Here is a 22,859-nt window from a genome sequence, read left to right on the forward strand (position 1 = left end):
AGCCATGCGTACGAAGAAGATCGCCGTCATCGCCACCGCCGTCGCATCCCTCGCTCTCACCGCCACCGCCTGCAACTCGGCCTCCGGAGGCAGCGGTTCCGGCGACACCAAGATCGGCATGTCGCTCTCGACGCTCAACAACCCGTTCTTCGTGCAGCTCAAGAAGGGCGCCGAGGCGGAGGCCAAGGCCGAGGGTGTCAGCCTGACCGTGACCGACGCGCAGAACGACGCGTCGCAGCAGGCCAACCAGCTGCAGAACTTCACCGGCCAGAACGTGAAGTCGATCATCATCAACCCCGTGGACTCGGACGCCGCGGCACCCTCGGTGAAGGCGGCCGACAAGGCGGGCATACCGGTTGTCGCCGCCGACCGCACGGTCAACGGCGCCGACCTCGCCGCCACCGTCGCCTCCGACAACGTCGAGGGAGGACGGCTCGCCGCGAAGTCCCTGGCCGAGAAGCTGGGCGGCAAGGGGAAGATCGTCATCCTGCAGGGCACCGCGGGAACCTCCGCCAGCCGTGAGCGCGGCCAGGGCTTCGCCGAGGGCCTCAAGGCCTACCCGGACATCAAGGTCCTCGCCAAGCAGCCCGCGGACTTCGACAGAACCAAGGGCCTGGACGTCATGACCAACCTCCTCCAGGCGCACTCGGACGTGACCGGCGTCTTCGCCGAGAACGACGAGATGGCGCTCGGCGCGATCAAGGCGCTGGGCAGCAAGGCCGGCAAGTCGGTGACGGTGATCGGCTTCGACGGCACGCCGGACGGCCTCACCGCGGTCAAGGGCGGCACCCTGTACGCGTCCGTCGCACAGCAGCCGTCGGAACTCGGCAAGCTCGCGGTGCAGAACGCGGTCAAGGCCGCGAAGGGCGAGAAGGTCGAGAAGACGGTCAAGGTGCCGGTGAAGGTGGTCACGTCCGAGAACGTGAACGGGTTCAGCGGCTGACACGGCACGGTGGCCGGGCGGGACACCGCCCGGCCACCCCGGTATGACCCGCACACGGTGCGACCGGCCGACGTGCGGCTCCAACTCACCTGTACAGGGAGACAGTTTCATGTACGACTACGAGCTGCTGGTCGTGGGCTCGGCCAACGCCGACCTGGTGATCGGCGTCGAGCGCAGACCGGCGGCCGGTGAGACGGTGCTGGGCTCCGACCTGGCCGTCCACCCCGGCGGCAAGGGCGCGAACCAGGCCGTCGCGGCCGCCCGCCTCGGCGCGCGAACGGCCCTGCTGGCCCGGGTCGGCGACGACGCGCACGGCCGGCTGCTGCTCGACTCACAGCGGGCGGCCGGGGTCGACACGGTGGGTGTGCTGGTGGGCGGGGCGCCGACCGGCGTCGCGCTGATCACCGTGGACCCGTCCGGCGACAACAGCATCGTGGTGTCGCCGGGCGCCAACGGCCGGCTGACGCCTGAGGACATCCGGGCGGCGGCCGGCCTCTTCCATGCCTCCCGGGTGGTGTCGGCGCAGCTGGAGATCCCGCTGGAGACGGTCGTGGAGGTCGTACGGAGTCTGGCGCCCGGCAGCCGCTTCGTCCTGAACCCGTCCCCGCCCCGTCCTCTCCCCGCCGAGATCCTCGCAGCCTGTGATCCGCTGATCGTCAACGAGCACGAGGCGAAGGTGATCCTGGGCGAGACGTGCACCGGCGAGGAACCGAAGGACTGGGCCAGGATGCTGCTGGCGACGGGGCCGAAGTCGGTGGTCGTGACGCTGGGTTCGCAGGGCGCGCTGGTGGCGTCCTCCTCAGGTGCCGAACGGGTTCCGTCGGTGAAGGTCGAGGCCGTGGACACGACAGGTGCCGGTGACTCCTTCACGGCCGCCCTGGCCTGGAAGCTGGGCGCGGGTGCGACCTTGGCGGAGGCTGCGGCATACGCGGCGCGTGTCGGGGCGGCGGCCGTGACGAAGCAGGGCGCGCAGGAGTCGTTCCCGACGGCGGACGAGGTGGCGGCGCTGTGAAGAAGTCAGGGATTCTCAACCGCCATCTCTCCGGGGCCCTGGCCGAGCTGGGGCACACCGACGCTGTGCTGGTCTGCGACGTGGGCATGCCGATACCCGACGGCCCGCGGGTCGTGGACCTCGCCTTCCGGGCCGGGGTGCCGTCCTTCGCCGAGGTGCTGGACGGGCTCCTGTCCGAGCTGGTCGTCGAGGGCGCAACGGCGGCGACGGAGGTGCAGGACGCCAATCCGGCGGCTTCAGCACTGCTCACCGGGCACTTTCCCGAGCTGGCCCTCGTTCCGCACGAGAAGCTGAAGGAACTGTCGGCGAGCGCCCGCCTCGTCGTACGGACGGGCGAGGCACAGCCGTACGCAAATGTGCTGCTGCGGTGCGGGGTCTTCTTCTGACTCGTACCGCGCCGAGTGAGGCCGCTTCGCCGGTGGGCGGGCAGCCGTGGCCCAAGTGTCCGCCTTCAGGCGCCGCTAGGCTCTGGGGAGATTTCGCTCATCTTCATGAGTCGCTCCAGCACCTCGTCCGGGATCGGCCGCGAGAGGAACCCCGCGAACTGACGCATCGCCATGGATGACAGCAGGTGCAGTGCGTCGGCATTCTCCTCCATGACCGCGTCGGCCTGTTCCTCGGTGAGCCCGGACGTCATCGCCGCCGTCAGGGCGGGACCGACCGTCGGGTGACCGAACCACTCGCTGACCGCAGAGTCGAGGGCGAGGGGCTGCGGCACGTTGTCACCCGCCAGGTCAAGGGTGGCGGTGGCGACGACGTCGTGGGCGTTGTCGGCGAGCTGGACCTGGTACTGCCCCGCCGCGACGGCCCAGCCGTCGCGGGTGACGTCCCAGTAGGCGAAGGCACGGCGGTCGAGGCCGATCTCGACGGTGCCGCTCTCGCCCGGGGCGAGTGCCACCTTGGTGAAGCCGCGCAGTTCCCGGGCCGGGCTGCTGACCGGGCGGTCGGGAGAGGCGACGTAGACCTGCACCACATGCTTGCCCGAGCGGTCGCCCGTGTTGGTGACCGTGACGCTCACCGTGGCGGTGTCCGGGCCGGTGGGGGTGACACGGAAGCCGGTCTGCTCGAAGGAGGTGTAGCTCAGGCCGTGTCCGAACGGGTAGCGGACCGGGACCTCGGCGGTCTCGTAGTAGCGGTAGCCGACCATGACGCCCTCGCCGTAACGGACGTGGCCCTGCTCGCCGGGGAAGTTCAGGAAGCACGGCGTGTCATTGAGCCGGAACGGGATGGTCTCGGCGAGCCGCCCTGACGGGTTGACCCGGCCGGTCAGCACGTCGGCGATCGCGCCGCCGCCCGCCTGCCCGGGCAGCCACGCCTCCACCAGGGCGTCCACCTCGTCGTGCCAGCCGTTCAGGCTCACCACGCCACCGTTGAGGAGCACGACGACCGTACGGTGTGCCACCTGAGCCACCGCTCGCACCAGATCGACTTGATCAGAGGGCAGTTGGATGTGTTCGCGATCGCGGCCCTCGGACTCGTCGGCCTCGCGCAGGCCGATCACCAGTACGGCCGTGTCGGCCCCGTCCGCGAGCGCGACCGCCTCCTCGCCAAGCCGCCCGGCGTCCGCGTCACGCCGGGTGCCGTAACCAGGCGCGAAGTCGACCCGGGCCTCGGGCAGCAGGGCGCGCAGTTCCTCCAGCGGGCTGTCGGTGCGGGTGGCGTTGACGTGGGAGCTGCCGCCGCCCTGGTGACGCGGGGCCGCGGCGAACTCGCCGATGACGGCGATGCGGCCGGTGGGAGCGAGCGGCAGAGCCCGGTCGTGGTTCTTCAGCAGCACCAGGCAGTCGGCGGCGACCTCGCGGGCCAGCCGGTGGTGCGCGTCGAAGTCCACCGCCACGGGTTCTGTCCGGGCACGGACCCGTTCGGCCAGAGCGCGCAGCCGTGCGACGGCGGTGTCGACGACGGTCTCGTCGAGCTCGCCGGAGCGGACGGCAGCCGCGACCTCGGCGTCGGTGCCGCGATGAGTGCCGGGCATTTCCAGGTCGGTGCCGGCCAGCAGCGCGGCGACACGGTTGCTGACGGCGCCCCAGTCGGAGACGACCAGGCCGTCGAAGCCCCACTCCTCGCGGAGCACCTGGGTCAGCAGCCGGCGGCTTTCGGAGGCGTAGGTGCCGTTGACCTTGTTGTAGGCGCACATGACGGTCGCAGGGCGGGTCTGGACCACGATCCGCTCGAATGCCGGGAGGTAGATCTCACGCAGGGTGCGCTCGTCCACGTCGGCGCTGACCCGCATCCGCCCGGATTCCTGGTTGTTGGCCGCGAAGTGCTTCACCGAGGCTCCCACACCCAGGCTCTGCACTCCGGCCACGTGTGCCGCGCCCAGGACGCCGGTGAGCAACGGGTCCTCGGAGAAGTACTCGAAGTTGCGGCCGCACAGCGGGGTGCGCTTGATGTTGACGCCGGGGCCCAGCAGTACGTCCACACCGAGCGCCCGGGCCTCGCGGCCGAGCGCCTCTCCCATACGGCCGATCAGTTCCGGGTCCCAGCTGGAGGCCAGGGCAACGGCGGGCGGGAAACAGGTCGCCGGATGACTGTCGTAGAGGTCGAGCCCGGAGTCCAGGTTCTGACGCCGGACGCCGTGCGGACCGTCGCTCAGTACGAGTGAGGGTATCCCCACCCGTTCGGCGGGCTTGCTGGTCCACATGTCCCGCCCTGACAGCAGTGCGGTCTTCTCGTCGAGGTCCAGCTCGGCAGCGCCGCGATCGTGGCTGGTCTGGCTGGTCTGGCTGGTCTGGCTGGTCTGGCTGGTCTGGCTGGTCTGGCTGGTCTGGCTGGTCTGGCTGGTCTGGCTGGTCTGGCTGGTCGCCATGGTGCGGGTCCTTGGGTGCGTGAGGGGTGAAGGCATGCGGCCACCGCGGACCGGACGGGTGCTCGGCCGTTCCGGTCCGCGGTGCCACGGTGATGTTCAGCTACTGGTGCCGGGATGCAGGACCAGGCGGTGGCTTCCGGACCCGAGCCGATCGGTGGCCTGTGCAGGGCGCCAGCCCTGGGGTGCGCTGAACCGTCCGGTCGTGGCGGGTGGCAGTACGGCGTCCACCGTGAGGGTGCTGCCGCTGATCGACCAGGCGACGGCCGCCGTGCCGTACGGAGTGGCGATCGAGGCGCCGGCGGAGGTGAGCGTGCCTCCGGGGCGGGGAGCGATCTCGATGGTGCGGTAGCCGGAAGTGGCTGGTCGGAGTCCGGCGACCGACCGATAGAGCCATGCGGCGACGGCACCGTAGGCGTAGTGGTTGAACGACAGCATCGTGCCGGCCTTCTCGACATCGATGGTTCCGTCGGGACGTATCGCGTCCCACCGCTCCCACATGGTGGTGGCGCCGCGGGCGACCTGGTAGAGCCACCCCGGGCACTCGGTGTTGAGCAGGAGCCGGTACGCCTCGTCCGTGTGGCCGGTGCCGGTGAGGGCGGGCAGCACGAAGGGTGTGCCGAGGAAGCCGGTGGCGATGCGCCCGTCGTTGGCGCGTACCAGGGCTGCGAGGGCCTCGCCCACCGCGGCGCGTTCGGCGGCGGGCGTGATGCCGAACTGGAGCGCGAGCGCGCAGCCGGTCTGGGTGGTCCGGGCGTGGTCGCCCCACTTGTGCCAGGCGGCCCGGGCGGTACGCCGGTGCAGTGCCGCGTAGCGGTCGGCGTCGTCGGCGTGGCCCAGTTCGCGGGCCGCGTCGGCGAGCAGCCGGGCGCTGTGCGCGACGAAGGTGGTGGCGACATAGGCGGAGTCGGTGGTGGCGCGCGCCGGATCCTCCGGTGGGGCGGCCGGGTCGAGCCAGTCCCCGAGTTGCGCGTTGCCGCTCCAGGTCCCGTCGTCGTCCAGGTGATCGGCAGTGAACTCGACCCAGGCGCGCATCGCGGTGTAGTGGCGGTCCAGCAGGCTGCGTTCGCCGTAGGCGTCGAAGAGCGCCATGGGCACGACAGTGGCGGCGTCGCCCCAGCCCGCGGCGGTGCCGACGAACGGCAGGTCGCTGGGCGGCAGTTCACCGAGCGGCACATCGGGGACGACCATCGGGACCGCGCCGTCGGCTCGCTGCTCGATGCGCAGGTCGGTGAGCCAGTTGTCGAGGAAGGCGCGGCTGTCGAAGGTGGCGCACGCCGTCGGGGCGAACGCCATGATGTCTCCGGTCCACCCGAGCCGCTCGTCGCGTTGCGGGCAGTCGGTGGGTACGGCGATGAAGTTGCCGCGCTGGGAGCGTACGACGTTGTCGTACAGCGTGTTCACGCGCTCGTCGGAGCAGTGGAACTCGCCGGTGCGGCGCAGGTCGCTGGAGACGACGTCCACTTCGACGGCCTCGACAGTGACGCCCGGGGAGGTGTCGATCTCGGCGTAACGGAAGCCGTGGAAGGTGAATTCCGGCTGCAGTTCGGCCGTGCCGCCGCGCAGGGTGTACCGGTCCGTGGCCCGGGCGCCGCGCAGGATGCTGGTCAGCAGGCGTCCGTCGTCGTCGAGGACCTCGGCGTGGCGGACGGCGACGGTGCCTCCTGCCGGGCCGTCGACGCGGAGCCTGAGATGGCCGGTGATGTTCTTCTCCGCGTCGACGGCGATGGTGCCGTCGGGCAGTGTCCGTTGCTGGGGCCGGATGACGTCTACGACGCGTACGGGCGGGTGGGCCCGCTGGGTCAGCCCGGCGGGCAGCGGGAGTGCGGCGGCCTGCTCCCAGTCTCGGTCGTCGAAGCCCGGCAGTCGCCAGCCGTGGGGCTCGAGGCGCAGGTCGCGCTCGCAGCCGTCGTACAGGTCGGCCGCCAGCAGGTCGCCGTAGCCGCCCCGCCAGTGGTCGTCGGTGCCGACCGTGACGGTGGTGCCGTCGGTCAGGGTGACTTCGAGTTGGGCGAGCAGGGCCGAGGTGTCGCCGTAGACGTTGCGGTTCTTGTGCCAGGTGAGGTGGCCGCGGTACCAGCCGTCGCCGACCGCGGCGGAGAGGGCGTTGCGGCCGGGGACGAGCAGGCCGGTGACGTCGTAGGTGGCGTAGAGCAGCCGGTCGGGGTAGCTGGTCCAGCCGGGTTCCAGCAGGTCGCCGGAGACGGGTCGCCCGTTGATCGCTGTGCGGTGGATGCCCAGCGAGGTGACGTACAGCCGGGCGGAGACCGGATCCGCCGGGAGGTCGAACTCCCGGCGGAGCAGCGGCACCGGGCCGGGGGTGGTACGTCCCTGGTCGCTGGGGAGGTGGACGGGGCGGGCCTTCCAGTCCGTGGCGTGCAGGAGCGAGGCCTCCACGCGGGCGGGATCGCTCCACTTCGTCCACCCGAGGTCGGTGCGGACGCGGACGCGCCAGTACTGGGCCTCGCGGCTGCGCAGCGGTTCGGCCCCCGGCCATGGGTGGTCGGCCACCGTGTCGGAGCGGACCTCTCCGCTGGATGCCGCGACCACGCTGAAGGACCGGTCGGCGGAGACGTGGATCTCATAGGCGTGCTGCAGGACGCCCGGCCGTTCGCTCGCCAGCGACCACGACAGACGGGGTTGCGGGTACGGGGTGGCGACGAGTCCGGAGTCGTCTGCGGTGCGCAGCCCGATGACCGTCGTCGTGGTGTCCACCGTGTGAAACGCCTGGAAACTCGACGTCGTCATGACTGGAGGTGCCTTCCGAGGAATTGCAGAGTGGACCGGTGCAGCGCGGTGCGGTGCGGGACGGATCCCCAGGCGTGGTCCGCGCCTTCGACGATCTCCAGTTCGGCGTTGCCGTTGTAGTGGTCGAGGTAGCGGCGCGCGTATTCGAGGGGCGCGATGCCGTCATTGTCGCCGTGCAGGATGCGGACCGGGCCGGTGTACGCGCCGGACCGCCCGTAGACGTCGAGACCGGCGATGTCCTCGACGAGCGCGGGGCTCATCCGGTGTCCGTCGGCGTCGACGTAGCCCTTCTCCTCGATCTCGGCGGCGATGCTGCGGCCCTTGAGGTGGCCGCCGCCGATCTCGAACGGGGCGACGGCGGCCGGGGACCACAGGCACAGCGCGCCGATCCCGGGCTCCTCGGCGGCCGTGATGCCGGCGACCACACCGCCCATGCTCATCCCGACCAGACCGATCCGGTCGGGGTCGACGAAGCCGAGCGTGCGGACAGCCCGCAGGACCGCACGGGTCTCGGCGATCTCGCCGGTGATGGTCACATCGAAGAAGTCGCCGTCGCTCTCGCCGTGGCCCGACAGGTCGAACCGGACGGAGGCCATGCCGTGAGCCTCCAGCAGCCGGGACATGGCGACGAAGTTCGGCAGTTCGAGCCGGTTGGAGGTGAAGCCGTGGACGAACACCACGGTAGGCCAACGGGTTCCGTCCGGACCTTCGGGGATGTGCAGCGTGGAGCGCAGTGTCAGGCCGTTGTAGTGGAAGTCGTGAGGGTGGATCACAGGGCTGCCTTACCGGTCGTGTCCTGGGTGAAAGCGTCGTTGAGGTCGGCGGGTTCTTCGGGCTGGGCGGCCTTGGGCAGTCGCGGCACCCAGGCCAGACCGATGGCCGCCGCGACGACCACGAAGCCGAGGACCAGACCGAAGAACAGCCGGGTGTGGCCCAGGGCGAAGGCGGGGGTGCCCAGTGCGACCAGTCCGGCAATGGCCCGGGTGAAGGCCATGGTCACGCCGCTGGCGGTGGCCCGCAGCAGGGTGGGGAAGAGTTCCTGGGCCCAGACCTTGTAGATGGACTCGCCCGCGAAGGAGTTGCCGAGGCCGGAGATGAGCATGACGGCGACCAGGGTGAACTTGCTCGGGCCCAGCAGGGCGGGCAGTGCCCAGGCGATGACGATCAGGGCCGAGCCCGTGGCGAACCACACATGTCTGGCCGGCTTGTCGACCGCCCTCATGAACAGCAGGCCGGTGAGGAAGCCGACCGGCAGTCCGATGAGGGAGAGCTGGGAGTACTGTGCGACTTCTCCCTTGGCCAGAGTGGTCCACATGAAGGTGCCGAACTGGCCGAGGGTGTTCGCACCGAGGTTCCAGGAGGCGTAGTACAGGCCGGTCGCGAGCAGGGCGTAGAGAGTCGGTGCCCGGAAGAGATCCCTGACCTGGCTGAGCTCGATGGTCTCGGAGGCCTCGGCCGCATGCGCGTCGGCGGCCTGGCGTGCGGCTGCCCACTCGGCCGACTCCCGCATGGTGAGGCGCAGGAGCAGCACGACGACCGCGACGACCAGCAGGTGGGCGAAGAGGATCCGGCCGCCGAGCATGCCGCCGACTCCCATGAAGGAACTCAGCACCAGTACGGCGATGATGCCGGCGAGCCAGAGCATGCCGGAGAACACCACCATGGTGCCCTTCTTGCCGGGAGGTGCCTCCTCGTTGATGAGCGCCAGCGAGACAGGCAGGTCCGCGCCGATGGCCAGACCGCTGGCCACGATGCCGGCGTAGAGCAGAGCGGGGCCCGTCGCCACGAGGAGCAGCAGGATGCCGGCCGCGTAGAGCACGAGGGAGAAACTGAAGATCTTCCGGCGGCCGAACCGGTCGCCGAGCCGGCCGCCGAACAGCGCACCGACCGCGAACGCCAGCGTCTGCAGCCCCAGCACGGATCCGATGGTCCCGGCGCTGAGGTGGAGCGGGGCGGCGTAGTAGCCGCCGATGGCGATTCCCGAGGTCACCAGGGCTGCGGCGTCCAGGTAGGAGGCCATGCCGGCGAGGATCGCGGTCTTCCAGGGGCTTGTCGTGGTGCTTTTCAGGTCAGACATGGGTCCTCTTCGTTGAGTACCAGGATGAGGGACGTAAGGGCACATGAGGGGCACGTGAGAGGCACGTGACGAGCACGGATGGGGCGGCGCCAGGCGGGAGCCGACAGCTATGCCGTCACAAAGTGTTACTTAAACGCGCCACTTAAACGTGTAGGTTGACTGTGCGAGTAAGGTAGCTGCAGCAATGGGATCTGGCAAGAGGCTCGTTCAAAGGGTGGGGTGTATGGCCGGGGCGTCCAGCGTCAGGCGTGTGACCAGCGGGGATGTCGCGCGGGAGGCCGGAGTCTCCCGCGCGACGGTGAGCTACGTCCTCAACGACAACCCTCACCAGAAGATCCCCGAAGCGACGCGCCGCAGGGTGTGGGACGCGGCAGACCGGCTCGGCTATGCACCGTCGGCCGCGGCACGCGCGTTGCGGACCGGGCGCTCGGACGTCGTGCTCGGCCTGCTGCCGGACTGGCCGATCGAGCATGTCCTCGGACGGCTCATCCAGCAGCTGACCAACGCCTTCGCCGAACACGAGCTCACCTTCCTCGTGCACTCGTCGGCTCCCCCGGCCCGGCCCCTGCGGGAGATCTGGAAGGCCATGACCCCTGCGGCCGTGCTGGCCCTGGACGAGTTCCCCCAGTCCGAGGTCGACGCCATGCGGACGGCGGGCATCGAGGTCGTCATGGCGCTGCACGGCTCGGTACGGGGGGAGCTTCGGCCTCCCCTGCTGTCCGAGGAACCGATCGGCGCGCTGCAGGCCCGCCACCTCGCCGCCGCGCACCACCGGCTCGGCTATGCCTACCCGGACCTCACGAGACTCGATGTCCTGGCCCGGCCGCGGCTGGACGGGGTCCGCAAGGTCTGCGCCGAACTCGGCCTTCCGGAACCGGATGCCCGAACCGTCCCCCTGGAGCCCAACGGTGCCGCAGAAGCGGTGAAGACGTGGCTCACCGCCGACCCGCCGGTGACGGGCATCTGCGCGTACAACGACGAGGTCGCGATCGCCGTGCTGGCCGCCCTGCACTCCCTCGGGCTGCGTGCCCCGCAGGACCTCGCCGTGATCGGCGTCGACGATATCCCGGGTGCCGCTCTGGCCCAGCCGCCGCTGACCACGGTCGTCCGCGACACCGGAATCATCGCGCGGGGCCTGGCCCGGCGCCTCGTCGACACCCTGGACGGGAAGCAGGTCACCGCCGACCCCGTCCAGGACCCGCTTCGGATCCAGGTCCGGGCATCCGCCTGACCCCGCGACCGGGCCCGTCTGTCGCATCAGCCGACCGATGGCAGCCGGGCTGCAGCGGATACCGTTGCACGGTGAACGTGGGGCGCTCCACGGGTATCTGACGATACGTCAGCCATGGACTCGGTGGCGCTGCCGGAGCGTCTGGACGAAGCCCGTGAGGGTGAGTCTGGCGACGTGCCCGCGCTGCGGCAGGGCCCAAATTGGCTTGCCTCACGGAAACTGGCGGTCTTACGGTCAGATCACTTCGATGAGACGTTCCCCCGGAAGTACGCCGCAGAGCGGGAGCGTTCCACCTCGCTGAGGTGCCGGAGAGGCGGCAGCCTTTGTCGACCCTTCCGTTCGGAGGTCTCTTTCATGAACATCGGTATCGGCCTGCCCATCGGCGCCCCTGCCGCTCTGCTCACCTGGGCTCAGCGTGCCGACGCCGGGCCCTTCAGCACGCTCGGCCTGCTCGACCGGCTCGTCTACCACAACCCGGAGCCCCTGGTGGCCCTCGCCGTCCTCGCGGGCGCGACCTCCCGCATCCGGGTCCAGACCGAGGTGCTGCTTGCCCCGCTGCGCGACACCACCCTCCTGGCCAAGCAGGCCACCACCTTGGATCGGATGACCGACGGCCGCCTGGTTCTCGGCCTGGGCATCGGCGGCCGGGACGACGACTACCAGGCCGCGGGCATCGACAAGCGCAGCCGAGGCCGGCGCCTGGATGAGCAACTGGCGGTGATGCGCCGCCTGTGGGCCGGCGAGCCGTACGGCGACGGGGTCGGCCCGATCGGCCCCGCACCCGCCCGGCCCGGCGGCCCCGAGGTGCTGTTCGGCGGCTTTCAGCCCGCCGCGCTGGAACGCCTCGCACGCTGGGGTGATGGGTTCCTCGCCGCTGCGGCACCCTCCTGGGCAGGCAGTCTGTTCGAGACCGTCCGGATGTTCTGGAAGGAGTACGGCCGCGAGGGCGAGCCGCGCATCGTCGCGCAAGTCAACGTCGCGCTCGGCCCTCAAGAGGTGATCGACGACGCCCGGGCCAACATGCACGCCTATTACACCTTCACCGGAGTCGCCGACCGGATGGTGGCCGGACTGCTCACCACGCCCTCCGCGATCCGCGATGCGATCGCCCGCTTCACCGACCTCGGTGCCGACGAGGTCATGCTGTACTGCCACGGCCTCGACCCGAACCAAGTGGACCGCCTCGCCGATGTCCAATGACGGCAACGCCGGTTTCCTCGGCCGGCCGGCTGAGGGTGGCGCCGACACGCCACAGGCCGCTGGAGCATCGAGAGAACCGAAAACGGCCACCGCATGATCAAGCGGTGGCCGCTCCTTTGCCCAGCAGGTCCCTCAGAGCGGAGAGCTAGGTCCTGTCTGGAGTTCGGATCACGACTGCGGTGCGATGCTGCGGAGCCAGAGCATCGCACCGCACAGATGCAGTCCGGCCTCGTAGCTCTCCGGGGTCTTGTCGAAGCGGAACGCGATGCCTCGCCAGTTCCGCAGCCGGTTGATGCACCGCTCCACGGTGTTGCGCTCGGTGTACAAGGCCGCGTCGTGGCTGACCGGGCGACCGCCCTTCGAACCGCGCTTCTTCCGGTTGGCGGCCTGGTCCACCTTCTCCGGGATCACCGCCCGGATTCCACGACGCCGCAGGTAGCGGCGGTTACGGCGGCTGGAGTAAGCCTTGTCCGCGGCCACTGCGTCCGGTCGGGTCCGGGGACGCCCGACCGGCCCGCGCACCTTCACCCGCTCCAGGACCGGGACGAACTGCGGGCTGTCGCCGGCCTGTCCGGGGGTGAGCACAAACGCCAGCGGACGGCAGCGCCGGTCGGCCGCCAGGTGAATCTTGCTGGTCAGCCCTCCCCGGGAACGCCCCAGTTGTGCGGCCTTCAGACGGGCCCGGTGCCGTCGGCGGGCCCGTCGCCGCTCAGCGCCCGCGTCGTCCTCGCACTGTCCGTCCTGCGGCTGTTGTCCCTCCACGGCGCCCCCTTTTCGGACTCGGCGGCCGCTTCCAGGGCCGCCAACTGCTCGGGTTCCAGTGCCATCCCGGCGGCGTGGTGGTGCGCCCGTGCTGTCGCCGAGTCCACGCTGACCAGGCCCAGGTCCGCCTGACCCCGGTCAGCGGCCTCGGCGATCACCGCCTCCATCAGGTGCTGGAAGACGCCCTGCGTCGCCCAGATCCGGAAGCGGTCGTACGCGCTCTGCCAGGGCCCGAACTCGCTGGGCAGGTCGCGCCAGGGACTGCCCGTGCGGAACCGCCACATCACCGCGTTGAAGTGTTTCCGCAGGTCGGGGATGGGCCCGACTGCGGCGATCGGAAGGTGGGGCTCGATCAGGGCCCACTGCTCGTCGGTGAGATCGCCTCGCGCCATGGCCGATGGCCTATCAAGGAGGGACCCCATGACGCAGGCGATCTACCGAACTCGTGATCCGGACTCCAGACAGGACCTAGTAGTGCTTGGTCAGGTTGGTATCGCCGTGGGTATGTCGCGGTGGCAGGTGGGGCAGGCGCCGGTCCAGAGGGCGAGGAGTGTCTGCAGCTCGCGGACGACTTGGTAGAGGCTCAGGCCGGCGCCGTGTCTTTTGGGGATCGGTTCAGCCGCTGCAGGGTGCAGAAGGCGTGCGCGACGGAGACGAGGGTGACGTGGTGGTGCCAGCCGTTCCAGGTCCGGCCCTCGAAGTGGGCCAGGCCCAGGGCCTGCTTCATCTCGCGGTAGTCGTGCTCGATGCGCCAGCGCAGTTTGGCGAGCCGGACCAGCGTGGTGAGCGGGGTGTCGGCGGGCAGGTCGGACAGCCAGAACTGCACCGGCTCCGGTTCGGTGGCGGGCCATTCGGCCAGCAGCCAGGACTCGGGCAGTTCCGGGCCGTCGGTGGCCTGCCGGATCTCGCGCCCGGCAGGCCGGATCCGCAGGGCCACGAAACGGGAGTACATGCGCCTGCGGCCGGAGCGGCCGGTGCCGGGACGGGATCCCTCCCGCCACTGCACCGGCCGTGCGGCCTTCCGGCCCGCGGCGAGGACCAGCTCTTTCACCGACCGGGCCGGGTCGGGGTACTTCGCAACCGGCGGGCGTCCGTGCCCCGAGTACGGCTCGCACACCGGGACCGCGTCGTCGGGTTGCGCCGACATGGTGGTGGAGATCCCCACCACGTAGCGAAGACCCCGGGCCTGCAGGCCGAGCCGGAAGGCCGCGGCGTCGCCGTATCCAGCGTCCGCGACGGCCAGCGGCACCTCGATCCCCCAGGAGCGGACCTCGTCGAGCATGTCCAGGGCCAGCTGCCACTTCTCCACGTGCCCGACGTCCGGCGGGATGCCGCAGGCGGTGCGGCGGGCGATCTTGCACGGGTCGGCCTTCGGTGAGGCCGGGTCCCAGGTCTCGGGCAGGAACAGCCGCCAGTCGACCGCAGCCGAGGCATGGTCGGAGGCGAGGTGGAGCGAGACGCCCACCTGGCAGTTGGTGACCTTGCCCGCAGTGCCGGTGTACTGCCGCGACACACACGCCGAGGCACTCCCGTCCTTCAGGAACCCGGTGTCGTCGAAGACCAGGGCCCTGGGCTTGATCGCCGCCTCCATCCGCCAGGCGAGCCGGGCCCGGACGTGAGCCGGGTTCCAGGGGCTGGTGGTGATGAAGTTGGCGAGAGCCTGACGGTTGCCGTCAGCCCCGAGCCGGGCGGCCATCGGCTCGATGGACTTGCGTTTGCCGTCGGTCAGCAGTCCCCGAAGGTAGACCTGCCCCCACCGGCGCTGGTCCTTGCGCGCGAACGGCTCGAACACCTCCTCCGCGAACGCCTCCAGCTCACCACGCACCACAGCAATCTCGTCCGGAGTCACACCCCCTCAACACCACACCGGACCCGAAGGACACGCACCAGCCCCATCAACCTGACCAAGCACTACTAGTGCCGTGGCAGGCAACGTTTGCCCGTGAAGGAGCGGCGTCCGGTGCGTGCTCTCGGCGTGCCGGCCGGAGGCCCTCGTACTGGACGTACTTGGGTCTTCGGCCGGTGCGGCGAGAGTGCGTGCCGGACGTCGCGACGGGGCGAACGTTGCCTGTCGGGGCACTAGCCGAGATGGACGGCGGCGACGCCTTCGGCGGGCAGGGTGAGGGTGAAGCTGCCGACTCCGGTGCCGCGGTCGGTCTTGAGGGTGAGGTGCCGGTCGTCGAGTTCACTGGCGCGTTCGAGCTCGCGGAGCCGGCGCCGGCCGGGGTACTCCGGCGATCCCATCTCGACCCACTCGCGGTACGGGTTGGTGTGATCCTCGTCGATCAGCCGGACGCGCGCCCGGGCTCCCGCAGGCAGGCCGCGCAGGGTGACGGTGAGCGCCGTCGGCTGCGCGGAGACGGGGTCGCTGCCATCGCCGGTGGCGAGAGCGTGGTTGTAGAGCAGCACGTCGACTCCGCCGCCCGCGCCACCGGTGACCGCGACCCCGCCGACCGTCTCCGGCGCCCCGGACAGGGTGAGCGGGACCCGGTGCTCCCCCACTTCGTGGAGGATCTGCAGCAGCCGGTACGACGGCTTCTTGATGCCGTGGATCGTCTGCAGGCCGAACCCGCCGTGGAACGGTTTGTCCGCCTGGCCGGCCTCCTCGAAGATGTCGCTGAAAGACCAGTAGGACAAGGCATCGACGACGCCCGCGGTCTCGACGATCGTGCGCAGGAAACTCCCGGCAGCGTCGGAGCGGTCCAGCCCGGGATCGCCGAGGTCCGCGGACACGTTCGTCTCGGAGATGTACAACGGCACCCCGGAAGGCGTGTCCTCCCGGTTCTGCCGGAAGAACGAGGCCGCGCCCTGCGGCCCGGCGCCGTCGTCGGTCTCGTAGCCGTGCGCGGAGCCGAAGTCCACGGGGACATCGTTGTCCGTGGCCCACTGCATGAACTCGCGGTAGTACTTCGCTCCTGGAGAGCGCGGAGGGCCGAAGCTCATCTGCCCGGCCGAGGTCGCCGGCCCGCCCACCTGCAGGCTCGCGTCGACGTTCTTGATCGCCTCTGCCGCGTACCGGTAGAGCTTGAAGTAGGCCTGCTGGTCGCCGTTGAAGAACACGAACAGGTTCGGCTCGTTCCACACCTCGAACGGCCACCGGCGAACCTCGCGAAGGCCGTACCGGTCCACCATGTGCCGGGCGAAGTCGCCGACGACCTTGCCCCACAGCGCGTAGTCCTTGGGCTCCATCTGGTTGAAGTCGTAGAGGAACACGCCGAAGGCCGGCGCGGCCGACTGCAGGGCCGCGGGCATGCTGCTGAGCTCGACGAAGGGATGCATCCCGTGGTCGACGAGGGCGTCGTAGACCTGGTCGACGTTGAAGAACGAGTAGTCGTCGTCCGAGAACGCCGCATTGCGCGGCCGGCCGTTCACCGTCGGGAAGTACGTGCTCATCGACGCGTTCAGTACGCCGTGGAAGCGCAGCGACGTGATGCCGAGCTGGTCATGACAGGCGAACAGCTGGTCCTGGTAGTCGCGGCGCAGGGCCTGCTTGGCCCAGTCGCCGCCGACGACGCGTTCCCACACGTGCGGGAACGGTGACTTCGGCTTCGTCAGATCGACGAGCGCTTGCGCGCCGACCGTGGCGGCCCCGTCTGCCCAGGCCGCGCCCTGGCCCGCCAGTCCCGATGTGAGGGCCGCTGCGGCGGCCGTGGTGCCGCCCAGGACGATCTGGCGGCGTGTCAGAGGGCCTGCGGTCTGTGGCTGCTGGTTCATCGGAAACTCCTTGCCTGGAAGCCCCCGGCTTCAGTCGGCTGGCCGGTCCGGCCGGTCCGGCCGGTCCGGCCAAGGCGACGTGCGGGGAGGTAACGCTGGTGTGGAGCAGGAGCAAGCCGGACGACCCGTCGGACCGGCATGCCTGAGGACCGTCGGCGGCCGGGGGCCCGAGGCGGCGACGCGAGCGGCGCGGTCTGAGCATGACGGCCTCCGGGGAGTGCGAACAGGCACGTCCGACCGCTCACGAGCGGGCGGGCCGAGCCCAATCACTAACACCTGTTCGAGATTCGAGGCGAAACGTATCGTCAAAAGTCGAACGAGGGTTAGACTTTGATCGCCCGCGTTACCAACTCGTGATAGGAGTTCTGCCAGTGGACCGGCCGGAGAAGCGGGGCCCGTACGCGAAGACCGCCGCCCGTCGCGCGGAGATCCTGCGTGCCGCCCGGGCCAGCTTCGCCGAGCGTGGCTACGAAGGGTCTACGCTGCGTGACATCGCCGCCCGGGCCGGCATCAGCGCCGTGGGCATGCTGCACCACTTCAGCAGCAAGGAAGAACTACTCACAGCCGTACTGGCACAACGCGACGCGGACGAGCAGAAGCGCGGCACCAGCCTCACCGACCCGGTCGGCCCACGCATGTCGGCCGCGGCCTTCCTCGCGGGCGTGCTGCGCGAGCACCAGAAGGCCCCCGAGCTCATGCGCCTGTGGACGGAGCTCGCGGTGGCGGCGTCACGCCCCGGCCATCCCGAACACGCCTACTTCGTCGAGCGCTACGCGGAAGCACGCGCGACGATCGTCGCCGATCTGGACAAGCGCCAGGCCGGAGGCAATCTGCCCCCTCAGCTCGACCCCGACTCGACCGCCGCGCTGCTCCTCGCCGTCCTGGACGGGCTGCAGACCCAGTGGCTACTCGACCCCGACCTCGACATCGTCGGCCTTCTTCAACGCTTTCTCGACCTGATCGACCGAACCGATTCCTGACGCGGACGCAGCGCGATGTTGACGCGGCCATGATGCACCCGGTCGGCCGCACCAGTTCATGGGCCAGGAGGGCAGGAACAGGGGCAGGTTGTACAGCAGGCGGCGGGCGGTGCGGTGGGGGCGATGGAGGGGCAGCGCGGCAGGGTGGTGTGCGGAGGCTGCCTCCCACCAGGATTTTCCGTCCTGAAGGAAAGTCAATTTGCCGCAATTGAGGGTCACTTCGCCGGAAACAGGCCCGACTGGCATGGCTGATGAACCGCAGTACGATCTTCGCACCCCCATCGATTCAGATTCCACGTCATCACCAGAAGGAACGAACTCGTGCGTAAATTAACGTCTACTGTCGTTGCCGGCCTGATGGCATCCGCCGGATTGGCCGGAATGACGAGCACACCCGCCCAGGCCGCGGGGGAGCTGGAATACGTGAGCCTCGGGGATTCGTACACATCCGGGGTCGGTGCGGGCTATTACGACAGTTCCAGCGGCGACTGCAAGCGCAGCACGCTCAGCTTCCCGGCCCAGTGGGCGGCCGCGCACTCGGACTTCGCACTGAAGGACGTCTCCTGCAGTGGCGCGACCATCGCGGATGTGCGCAACAACCAACTGTCCGCCCTGAACGACGAAACCGACTTCGTCACTCTCACCGTGGGCGGCAACGACGCCCAGTTCGCCAGCGTCGCCGAGGCGTGTCTCACCCAGAGCGACAGCTACTGCAAGACGGCCACCGACTGGATGTCGTACTACGCGAAGAACCAGATGGTGACGGAACTCGCCGGCCTGTACAAGGACATCAAGACCAAGGCTCCGGGCGCCGCGATCATCGTCCTCGGCTATCCGGAGACGATCTCCTCGACCGGCACCTGTCCGGTGATCGACCTCAGTGCTGCCAAGCGCACCGCCATGAACGGCCTGGCCGACGCGCTGGCCGAGGGCACCAAGGCCGCGGCGGCCGAGGAGTCGGTCTCCTTCGTCGACATGCGCGAGCCGTTCAAGAACCACGGGGCGTGCGGCTCCGATCCGTGGATCAACGACCTGACCAACGCGTCCTCGGTTTTCCATCCCAACCTGATGGGCTACATGGCGGGTTATGCCGCGAGGCTCAACGAGACCACGGGCTGACTTCTCGGGGCACAATCGCCGATCCGCGCACGTCGGATCAGTCGAAAATGAAAGGGTGCGGTGACAGCATGCTTGAGGTGCAGTCGATCCTGACCCCGTAGATGTCCATGGTCAGCGAGCCACCGGAGGCGCTCAGACTGTCACCCGAGTACACCGTGCCGGGCAGCGGGCCGACGGTGAGCCAATCCCCTGCCCGCAAATCCGGGTTGGCGTACCCCTCGAAGGTCCTGGTGGTGTAAGCGTCTGTGTCGGCAAGTACCAGCCTGGAATGAATGGAGGACCACGGGATCGAGACCGGCGCGGTGATCTGGTAGAAGACAACCGTGATCATTCCCAACGAGCCGCTCTGGTCCGCGGTGAGCTGAGCGACCGACCTGCCATAGATCCCGCAGTCGTACACAGCCGTGGCGGTATCGGGAGTCACGGCGGCCGCTGCCGGTGCCAGCGCCACAGCCCCGGCGAGCAGTACCGCACAGACGCCGGCCGTCGTTGTGGCCCGCAACTTTCTGATCGCTGCTCTCATCGGTCACCTCTTCTGCGGCCATTCATCATTCTCTGACGAGACGTCAGATAGTCAGTCATTGACGCGCAACGATCGATAAAAGGCAAGCACGCGGCCGGAATCACCCGCGACACAGCACCGGCGGGGGGGGGGCCGCCACAGCCTGGCTGTGGCGGCCCCCCGCGCCCACCCGCCGGTGGGCGTCGAGGCACCCCGGTGTGCGATGGACGATCCGCACCGGGCTTCATTTTCAAGGCACTCAGTACCCGTAACGGTTCTTCAGGTGACGCCAGAAGTCACGCAGCATCCACTTGTCGAAGGTGGTGATCTCGGTGGCGCTTCCGGCGTTCATGATGAAGCCGGAGACACCGGTCGGCGTCCAGTCGTAGAAGTCGTCCAGGCCGAAGGTGTGTCCCACTTCGTGCAGGTAGATATGGATGTTGTCCTGGCCGAGGGCGTTGACGAAGTACTCCTGGCCGACACGCTGGCCCCAGTCTCCCCCGGCGCCGCCCGAGAAGCCCTTGGTGAGCCAGAGCGACTGGTCGTAGTGGGCCTCTTCCTTGCCCGGGCACTGCGAATAGTCGCCGTCCTGGTGGAAGAAGCGACCGCAGCCGGGTGCGCACTGGGGTGCCCCGTCACTGTCGAGGTTGGTGTAGATGGGCACGGAGTTGTCGCTCCACTGGAGCGTGGAACGGTTCTTGACCGCCCAGCCGACGATGTTGACCTTCACACTGGTGTAGGGCCACTCGTTGTAGCCCTTGCCGTTCTCGACGAGGGAGTCCATCCACTTCGCGTACTGCGTCTTGATGGCGGAGTGGATCTTGTCCCGGGTGGCGGCCGTCACCGTCGTGTCGGAGTCCCAGCGGACGCAGTAGTTGACGGTGCCCTTATTGGCGATCACCTGGTCCCAGCCGTAGTTCTTGAAACCGTACAGGTCCGAGTACGTGGACTCGACGTGGTTCCAGACCTCGTTCAAAGGCTTGACCAGGGCGGACGGCGGGTTCCACTCATCACCGGACGACGCGGCGGAGGTCGTCGTGGCTGCCGCGGTCGGCGTGGCGCTGGCACTGGCAGTGGCACTGGCGCCGGTGCTGGCACTCGCGCTGGGCGACGCGGTGGCACTCGGCTTGGTGGTGGCGCCGGCCGTGGGGCTGCTGGATTCGCTGAAGGTCGGCGCTGCTGTGCTGGAGGCGGTCGGGCTCGCCGAGCCGGTCTCACATTTCACGCCGTTCAGCTTGAACGTCGAGGGCGACGGATTGGACCCGGACCGCGACGCGACGAAGCCCGTGCTCACCGATGCCCCGGCGGCCACGCTGCCGTTCCAGTCGGCGTTCTTGACGGTCACGGTGGTGCCGGACTGCTTCCAGGTGCCGTTCCAGCCCTGCGCGACCTTCTGACCGCCGGTGAAGTCGAAGGTCAGCTTCCAACTGGTGAGCTTTTTGCTCTTGTTGTTGGTGATGGAGACGGCGCCCTGGAAACCATTGTCCCACTGCCCGGAGACCTTGTAGGACACACTGCACGCGGACTCCGCACCGTTCGCCATCATCGGTACGGCGACCACGGCCCCCGCCACCAGGACGGAAGCGACAGCAATCGGGACGGGACGCATGATCCGCCTGCGAAGGCGGTGATCGTTGGGGGACCTCATGAGGCGACTCCTGAGCTGTTGTGGATCTCATGAGGTAGTAGCCGCCCGAAGCCATTTGGTTGCCGCGAGAAGAGGGATGAGTTTCCTGTCCGCAGGACGACGGGTCCGGACCGCATGATCTGCCGTGCGGCAGCACAGCGTTGACGGACCGTACGACCCGGTGGAGACGCCTCACACCTGCTTGGGCACCCTGCCGTTCCGGCCGAACAAGAAGCACATCAGCCTGTGTGCAGGATCGGCGGTGGGGCCGAACATCAGCGGACAGCCGCCGTCGATCACCGTGATCCCATGGCTGCGCCCGTACTGCGCCGCCGTCGGGGAGACACTGCCGTCTCCGAAGACAGGGCTGTGCATCCATACCCACTGGATGCCGAGTTCGGCACACTCCCGCATGGTGCCCTCGGCGTGTTCCGGGCTGGTGGCGATCACCACAGCCTCGACACCGCCGGGGACCGACTTCACCGTGGGATACGACGTGACGCCTTCGATCTCGTCCGTGTTCGGGTTGACCGCGAAGACGTCGTAGCCGCGGTCCCGCAGCCGTCGGAACACCACGTTGGCGCCGTGCCCCTGCGGCTTCCGGGACACCCCCGTCACCGCTATCCGCTTCTTGGCCAGGAACTGAGATGCGGCCTCTTTTGTCGTCGGCATGGTGACTCCCTCGTACTCTGCCGGAATGGCCCAGCATCCCCTGGGCCCGAGCACTCTCCTCCCCACGCTGCGCCGCTGTCCGCCGCCCCGGCTAGTGCCGCTTGCCACCGAGATCGGTGACCCCCAGCCCTCCCACGCCAGGAAAGCGCGTCGTAGGCTGTCGCTCCTCATGGCTGACGGACTCCAGCACCTCCCCGATGACGGCCACCAGGCGCTGCTCCCCCAGTCCCCGCACCCCGCCGTCCCCGTGCCGCGCGACTGGCGGACGGACCGGATCGGCAGCGCGCTTCGGGGTGGGAATCCCACGGTGCTCCGAAGGCTGGAGGCGGGGTTCGCAGTGATCGGCGACGTCCAGTTCCTCCCGGGATACTCGGTCCTCCTCGTCGATGATCCTTCGGTGCAGCGGCTGTCGGAGCTCCCGAAGAGCAAGCGGCTGGCGTTCCTGTCCGACATGGACAAGCTGGGTGAGGCCGTCGAACGCGCCTGCAAGCGGTTGGATCCGGCTTTCCGGCGAGTCAATCTGGAGATCCTCGGAAACACCGATCCGTTCCTGCATGCGCATGTGTGGCCGAGGTTCGGCTGGGAGCCGGCCGATCGTGTGGGCGGGCCGGTGTGGCGGTATCCGCGCGAGCGGTGGAACGACGAGCGTCATGCGCTCGGCCCGCGGCACGACGTGCTGCGCGAGGTCATCGGTGAGGAGCTGGACCGTCTGGCATCCTGACCGACACCGACACCGGCACCGGCACCGGCACGGGTGGGGCGAGCGTGGGCCACAACTGGTCGACGAATCGCTCCGGCCAGCCCGGCGGGAACGTCCCGAAACGGGCGTAGGTGACGCTGACCGACCCCATGATCATGCCGATGGCGATGTCGACGTCGAGGTCCTCCCGCACGGAGCCCGCCTTCATCCATTCGGTGAGCAGCGACGTCAGCGCCTCGATGCGCGGCTCCACCACCCGGCTCCGGACGATCGCCGCCGCCGGGTCGGGATTACCGGCGAGCACCGTGGCGATCGCCAGGCCGACGCAGTGCTCGATGGTCTGCGACACCGCGGTCACCGCTGCGGTGAGGGTCCGGCGCGGATCGGTCCGGTCATGCTCCTCGAAGACCGGCAGATAGTGGTTGAGCGCCGCCCGAAGCATCTCGTTGCGGTCGGCGTAGCGGCGGTAGATCGTGGTCTTCGCGACCCCCGAGCGGGCGGCCACCGCCTCGATCGTGACGGCCCGCGTGCCCTCGGCGCGCAGCAGCTCGACCGTGGCGCGGAAGACCTTGTCGTCGGTGACCGACTTCCGGTCGCGTGGTTCGTCTGCGGGTCCCACTGTGCTTCGCGCCTCCCTGTGTCGCCCGGCCGTCGGCGCGACAGCGTCGGCTGCCACCAATATAGGACGTTCACCGCGCGCTACGCTACGCGTAGCGCAGTGCGCAGCGCGCGGTGCCACGCGCGCAGGGAGCGGGAGAGGGGTGAC

17 protein-coding genes and 3 pseudogenes are annotated in these 22,859 nt (G+C 69.3%); 8 read left to right on the forward strand and 12 right to left on the reverse strand.

What is annotated here, in order from left to right:
- Positions 1-106: 106 nt before the first annotated feature.
- From ACSYGN_RS01485 to rbsD, 3 genes and pseudogenes are all read left to right on the forward strand, one after another.
- Positions 107-943 (forward strand): annotated as a pseudogene (locus ACSYGN_RS01485) (D-ribose ABC transporter substrate-binding protein); the annotation flags it as partial.
- Positions 944-1,052: 109 nt separating this feature from the next.
- Positions 1,053-1,955 (forward strand): ribokinase, encoded by a 903-nt coding sequence (rbsK, locus tag ACSYGN_RS01490; RefSeq protein ID WP_460390979.1) that lies wholly within the window; start codon positions 1,053-1,055, stop codon positions 1,953-1,955.
- Positions 1,952-2,341 carry a D-ribose pyranase gene (gene rbsD / locus ACSYGN_RS01495; RefSeq protein ID WP_460390981.1) on the forward strand — a complete coding sequence of 130 codons (390 nt, stop codon included), beginning with the start codon at positions 1,952-1,954 and terminating at the stop codon, positions 2,339-2,341. The genes rbsK and rbsD overlap by 4 nt, the downstream gene beginning before the upstream one ends.
- Positions 2,342-2,406: 65 nt before the next feature.
- Here the strand turns inward: rbsD and ACSYGN_RS01500 are convergent, their stop codons facing one another.
- The 4 genes from ACSYGN_RS01500 to ACSYGN_RS01515 form a co-directional block, all read right to left on the reverse strand.
- Complete coding sequence (locus tag ACSYGN_RS01500; RefSeq protein WP_460390983.1) at positions 2,407-4,764, reverse strand: glycoside hydrolase family 3 C-terminal domain-containing protein; 2,358 nt, start codon at positions 4,762-4,764, stop codon at positions 2,407-2,409.
- A gap of 96 nt (positions 4,765-4,860) precedes the next feature.
- Positions 4,861-7,509, reverse strand: coding sequence for a family 78 glycoside hydrolase catalytic domain (locus tag ACSYGN_RS01505; protein WP_460390985.1), 2,649 nt, complete (start codon positions 7,507-7,509; stop codon positions 4,861-4,863).
- On the reverse strand, positions 7,506-8,282 hold the full coding sequence (locus tag ACSYGN_RS01510) for an alpha/beta hydrolase (protein WP_460390987.1): 777 nt from the start codon (positions 8,280-8,282) through the stop codon (positions 7,506-7,508). The genes ACSYGN_RS01505 and ACSYGN_RS01510 overlap by 4 nt, the downstream gene beginning before the upstream one ends.
- Entirely contained in the window at positions 8,279-9,586 is a 1,308-nt protein-coding gene (locus ACSYGN_RS01515) for an MFS transporter (protein ID WP_460390989.1), read from the reverse strand. The genes ACSYGN_RS01510 and ACSYGN_RS01515 overlap by 4 nt, the downstream gene beginning before the upstream one ends.
- Before the next feature lie 250 nt (positions 9,587-9,836).
- Between ACSYGN_RS01515 and ACSYGN_RS01520 the strand changes: the two genes are divergently transcribed.
- Both ACSYGN_RS01520 and ACSYGN_RS01525 read left to right on the forward strand, forming a co-directional pair.
- On the forward strand, positions 9,837-10,817 hold the full coding sequence (locus ACSYGN_RS01520) for a LacI family DNA-binding transcriptional regulator (RefSeq protein WP_460390991.1): 981 nt from the start codon (positions 9,837-9,839) through the stop codon (positions 10,815-10,817).
- 354 nt (positions 10,818-11,171) lie between these two features.
- Positions 11,172-12,017 carry an LLM class flavin-dependent oxidoreductase gene (locus ACSYGN_RS01525; protein ID WP_460390993.1) on the forward strand — a complete coding sequence of 282 codons (846 nt, stop codon included), beginning with the start codon at positions 11,172-11,174 and terminating at the stop codon, positions 12,015-12,017.
- 168 nt (positions 12,018-12,185) lie between these two features.
- Here the strand turns inward: ACSYGN_RS01525 and ACSYGN_RS01530 are convergent.
- The 3 genes and pseudogenes from ACSYGN_RS01530 to ACSYGN_RS01540 form a co-directional block, all read right to left on the reverse strand.
- Positions 12,186-13,171, reverse strand: a pseudogene (locus ACSYGN_RS01530) (IS5 family transposase).
- Between the two features lie 191 nt (positions 13,172-13,362).
- Positions 13,363-14,628, reverse strand: a complete 1,266-nt coding sequence (locus ACSYGN_RS01535; protein ID WP_460390556.1) for an IS701 family transposase — start codon at positions 14,626-14,628, stop codon at positions 13,363-13,365.
- A 230-nt stretch (positions 14,629-14,858) separates the two neighbouring features.
- Positions 14,859-16,493, reverse strand: a complete 1,635-nt coding sequence (locus tag ACSYGN_RS01540) for a GH39 family glycosyl hydrolase (RefSeq protein WP_460390995.1) — start codon at positions 16,491-16,493, stop codon at positions 14,859-14,861.
- A 371-nt stretch (positions 16,494-16,864) separates the two neighbouring features.
- On the opposite strand from ACSYGN_RS01540, the gene ACSYGN_RS01545 reads away from it, so the two are divergent.
- Complete coding sequence (locus ACSYGN_RS01545; RefSeq protein ID WP_460390997.1) at positions 16,865-17,473, forward strand: TetR/AcrR family transcriptional regulator; 609 nt, start codon at positions 16,865-16,867, stop codon at positions 17,471-17,473.
- Between the two features lie 381 nt (positions 17,474-17,854).
- The gene (locus ACSYGN_RS01550; RefSeq protein WP_460390999.1) at positions 17,855-18,592 is read left to right on the forward strand and encodes an SGNH/GDSL hydrolase family protein; all 738 of its coding nucleotides are present in this window, start codon (positions 17,855-17,857) and stop codon (positions 18,590-18,592) included.
- Between the two features lie 37 nt (positions 18,593-18,629).
- Here ACSYGN_RS01550 and ACSYGN_RS01555 read toward each other — a convergent pair whose 3' ends face one another.
- The 4 genes and pseudogenes from ACSYGN_RS01555 to ACSYGN_RS01570 all read right to left on the reverse strand — a co-directional run bounded on the left by ACSYGN_RS01555 (position 18,630) and on the right by ACSYGN_RS01570 (position 21,393).
- Positions 18,630-19,115, reverse strand: a complete 486-nt coding sequence (locus ACSYGN_RS01555) for a hypothetical protein (RefSeq protein WP_460391001.1) — start codon at positions 19,113-19,115, stop codon at positions 18,630-18,632.
- A 238-nt stretch (positions 19,116-19,353) separates the two neighbouring features.
- The gene (locus ACSYGN_RS01560; protein WP_460403155.1) at positions 19,354-20,328 is read right to left on the reverse strand and encodes a hypothetical protein; all 975 of its coding nucleotides are present in this window, start codon (positions 20,326-20,328) and stop codon (positions 19,354-19,356) included.
- Positions 20,323-20,742, reverse strand: a pseudogene (locus tag ACSYGN_RS01565) (cellulose-binding domain-containing protein); the annotation flags it as partial. The gene ACSYGN_RS01560 and the pseudogene ACSYGN_RS01565, both read right to left, overlap by 6 nt.
- A 171-nt stretch (positions 20,743-20,913) precedes the next feature.
- On the reverse strand, positions 20,914-21,393 hold the full coding sequence (locus ACSYGN_RS01570) for a CoA-binding protein (RefSeq protein WP_460391003.1): 480 nt from the start codon (positions 21,391-21,393) through the stop codon (positions 20,914-20,916).
- Between the two features lie 247 nt (positions 21,394-21,640).
- Between ACSYGN_RS01570 and ACSYGN_RS01575 the strand changes: the two genes are divergently transcribed.
- A complete protein-coding gene (locus ACSYGN_RS01575) occupies positions 21,641-22,114 on the forward strand; it encodes a diadenosine tetraphosphate hydrolase (protein ID WP_460403157.1) in 474 nt (157 codons plus the stop codon).
- On the opposite strand, the gene ACSYGN_RS01580 is transcribed toward ACSYGN_RS01575, so the two are convergent.
- A complete protein-coding gene (locus ACSYGN_RS01580) occupies positions 22,080-22,712 on the reverse strand; it encodes a TetR/AcrR family transcriptional regulator (RefSeq protein ID WP_460391005.1) in 633 nt (210 codons plus the stop codon). The genes ACSYGN_RS01575 and ACSYGN_RS01580 overlap by 35 nt on opposite strands.
- Positions 22,713-22,859 lie beyond the last annotated feature (147 nt).

This window comes from Streptomyces sp. YIM S03343 (genome assembly GCF_054729195.1).

What these genes read in the sequence shown, in the direction of transcription:
- ACSYGN_RS01555 (WP_460391001.1), bottom strand. Translation starts at nt 19,115, where the DNA reads ATGAGAGCAGCGATCAGAAAGTTGCGGGCCACAACGACGGCCGGCGTC.
- ACSYGN_RS01505 (WP_460390985.1), bottom strand. Translation starts at nt 7,509, where the DNA reads ATGACGACGTCGAGTTTCCAGGCGTTTCACACGGTGGACACCACGACG.
- ACSYGN_RS01550 (WP_460390999.1), top strand. Translation starts at nt 17,855, where the DNA reads ATGACGAGCACACCCGCCCAGGCCGCGGGGGAGCTGGAATACGTGAGC.
- ACSYGN_RS01570 (WP_460391003.1), bottom strand. Translation starts at nt 21,393, where the DNA reads ATGCCGACGACAAAAGAGGCCGCATCTCAGTTCCTGGCCAAGAAGCGG.
- ACSYGN_RS01515 (WP_460390989.1), bottom strand. Translation starts at nt 9,586, where the DNA reads ATGTCTGACCTGAAAAGCACCACGACAAGCCCCTGGAAGACCGCGATC.
- rbsK (WP_460390979.1), top strand. Translation starts at nt 1,053, where the DNA reads ATGTACGACTACGAGCTGCTGGTCGTGGGCTCGGCCAACGCCGACCTG.
- ACSYGN_RS01540 (WP_460390995.1), bottom strand. Translation starts at nt 16,493, where the DNA reads ATGAACCAGCAGCCACAGACCGCAGGCCCTCTGACACGCCGCCAGATC.
- ACSYGN_RS01525 (WP_460390993.1), top strand. Translation starts at nt 11,172, where the DNA reads ATGAACATCGGTATCGGCCTGCCCATCGGCGCCCCTGCCGCTCTGCTC.
- ACSYGN_RS01500 (WP_460390983.1), bottom strand. Translation starts at nt 4,764, where the DNA reads ATGGCGACCAGCCAGACCAGCCAGACCAGCCAGACCAGCCAGACCAGC.